This is a genomic window from Aetokthonos hydrillicola CCALA 1050 (genome assembly GCF_017591665.1).
Taxonomy (GTDB): domain Bacteria; phylum Cyanobacteriota; class Cyanobacteriia; order Cyanobacteriales; family Nostocaceae; genus Aetokthonos; species Aetokthonos hydrillicola.
Window position 1 is genome coordinate 1 of sequence record NZ_JAAKGC010000441.1, and the last position, 1,113, is coordinate 1,113.

The 1,113-nt window shown below is 57.0% G+C and carries 1 protein-coding gene; it reads right to left on the reverse strand.

The window, feature by feature from the left end; translation table 11 throughout:
* On the reverse strand, positions 1 to 1,113 hold a 1,113-nt coding region (locus G4P69_RS38705; RefSeq protein WP_208355340.1), incomplete at both ends, for an acetyl-CoA carboxylase biotin carboxylase subunit.

Here is a 1,113-nt window from a genome sequence, read left to right on the forward strand (position 1 = left end):
AATGAATGCTGGTGCCGCCCTCGACAAAGCGGGCATCAGTCATGAGTTCACGATGCAGTGCGATATTGGTCTGGATGCCTTCCACGACCATTTCGGACAGGGCCAGATTCATGCGGGCAATGGCTTGCGCACGTGTGTCGCCGAACGTAATCAGTTTGGCGATCATGGAATCGTAGTGGGGGGGCACACGGTAGCCATTGAACACATGGGAATCGATCCGGACACCCGGACCGCCGGGTACGTGCCAGTTCGTGATCAGGCCAGGTGAAGGCATGAAGCTGTACGGATCTTCCGCATTGATCCGGCACTCGATGGCATGGCCCTTGATAACGATGTCGCGTTGACGCAGTTTGAATTCTTCACCGGCCGCAATGAAAATCTGCTGCTGCACCAGGTCAATACCGGTAATGCATTCGGTCACAGTGTGCTCGACCTGGATGCGGGTATTCATTTCGATGAAATAGAATTCGTCGTTTTCGTACAGAAATTCAAATGTACCCGCACCACGGTAACCCATTTTGCGGCAGGCGTCGGCACAACGTTCACCTATGCGCTCGATGAGCTTGCGATTGATGCCGGGGGCCGGTGCCTCTTCGATCACTTTCTGATGGCGGCGCTGCATGGAGCAATCGCGCTCGCCAAGCCAGATGGCATCTTTCTTTCCATCGGCCAGCACCTGGATCTCGATGTGACGCGGATTTTCAAGATACTTTTCCATGTACACTTCGGGATTATTGAACGCAGCCTGCGCCTCCGCCTTGGTCAGATTGACTGCATTCACCAGTGCCGCTTCGGTGTGAACCACACGCATGCCGCGACCGCCACCGCCGCCGGCTGCCTTGATAATCACGGGATAACCAACCTTGCGCGCCGTTTCGATCAAATAGGCAGGATCGTCAGGCAAGGCGCCTTCGGAGCCGGGCACGACAGGCACACCGGCCGCAATCATGGCCTGTTTGGCACTGACCTTGTCGCCCATGATGCGGATCGTTTCCGGACGCGGCCCGATGAACACGAAACCGGAGCGCTCGACACGTTCGGCGAAATCGGCGTTTTCTGCCAGGAAACCGTAGCCCGGGTGAATCGCCTCGGCGTCGGTGACTTCTGCAGCAG